This window comes from Caballeronia concitans, from assembly GCF_001544615.1.
Classification (GTDB): Bacteria; Pseudomonadota; Gammaproteobacteria; order Burkholderiales; family Burkholderiaceae; genus Caballeronia; species Caballeronia concitans.
Genome location: NZ_FCNV02000040.1, coordinates 1 through 1453, shown reverse-complemented (window position 1 = coordinate 1453; position 1453 = coordinate 1). Strand labels below are relative to the sequence as shown.

Sequence of the window (1453 nt, the reverse complement as noted above, 5' to 3'; positions counted from 1 at the left end):
GGCGGATTCAAACGGTCGTCGCAACACTGGATTGTTGAACAGATTTCAGGTACTCGTCTAGGGCTTCCGCAGGTGTCTTCCATCCGAGAGTCTTCCGCGGCCTTGAGTTCAACGTATTAGCAACGGCTTGAATCTCTCTAGCACTCCATCGGGACAGGTCTGTACCTTTTGGAAAGTACTGTCGTAGAAGGCCATTCGTGTTTTCGTTCGTACCCCGCTGCCATGGGCTTCGCGGATCCGCGAAGAATACCTTCACGCCGGACTCAATAGTGAAACGGGCGTGATCGGACAGTTCCTTTCCCCGATCCCAGGTCAATGATCGCCACAGCTCAGCAGGCAAGTCAGTTACAGTCTTTTTGAGTGCGTTGGCCATCGTGACAGCCCCGTAGCCGGCTAGCGCGGGTCCGTTTTTCGTGCGCGGAATTGACCCATAGCCTTTCTCGCGGGGCAAATGCACGAGCATTGTGAAACGGCTTGATCTTTCCACCAGCGTACCGATGGCAGATCGGTTTAGGCCAATGAGCAGGTCGCCTTCCCAATGGCCCGGCACGGCACGATCTTCCGCCTCTGCAGGCCGACTGGAAATCATCACCTCCTCGCTGACGTGCGCCCACGCCTTGGCACGCGCTCTCGCACGCGGAACGCGCAAGGCTCGCCCGGTGCGCAGGCAGCCCACCAACTCGCGCTTGAGCGCGCCGCGGCCCTGAATATAAAGCGCTTGATAAATTGCTTCGTGAGAGATGCGCATGGATTCATCATCCGGGAAATCTACCTGCAACCGATTAGCAATTTGTTCAGGTGACCAACCATTGACCCACTTCCGGTCCCCGCGATGTGGTTTATTTCGCCCATTGAACGGCGTCTGCTTGGGCCCGTCAATTTTACGACCGTCAGCGTCATGGACCTTGCCCTCCAAGCGGTCCTGTACATATTGACGCAGTTCTACATTAGTCGCCAGTTTCGCGGGCTTGGGTCGCTTAGCGAACCGTTCTGCCTTCCACTGCGCAACCGAAGCACGATACTCGAGACACCCACCTCGAGTCGCAGCATTGCGCGTAAGTTCTCGTGAAACGGTCGATGCACTTCGACCGATACGGCGGGCGATCTCGCGCACCCCGAACCCCTGGACAGAGAGCAATGCTATCTCTTCTCGCTCAGCGAACGACAAGTATCGACCAGCAATAGGTTTCGACATGAATAGTGGCATGCCGCCACGATAGCGGAACCAGCGCGAGCCTACCGCTTGTGATGCGCCTACCGCCTGCGCCGCCTTCTCGCTTGTAATGCCGGTGGCGATCTGTTGCCAAAACCGACGCTCAATCTCATGTCCAAGTGATGGGGCGCCTGGCGAGTACATCGCTGCTCGACCCGTCAACCGATACACCTGCTTTGCACTTCGCACCACGCAACACCTCCTCGATTAAAGGTGTTGCGACGACCGGTTGAATCCGCC

1 protein-coding gene is annotated in these 1453 nt (G+C 57.2%); it reads right to left on the bottom strand.

Annotation, left to right across the window (positions count from 1 at the left end):
• Positions 1-7 precede the first annotated feature (7 nt).
• Positions 8-1357, bottom strand: a complete 1350-nt coding sequence (locus AWB72_RS28290) for an IS30 family transposase (protein WP_244285793.1) — start codon at positions 1355-1357, stop codon at positions 8-10.
• Between the last annotated feature and the right edge of the window lie 96 nt (positions 1358-1453).

Bases quoted from the DNA above. Each gene is read 5' to 3' on its own strand.
- AWB72_RS28290 (WP_244285793.1), bottom strand. From the start codon at position 1,357: ATGTACTCGCCAGGCGCCCCATCACTTGGACATGAGATTGAGCGTCGG.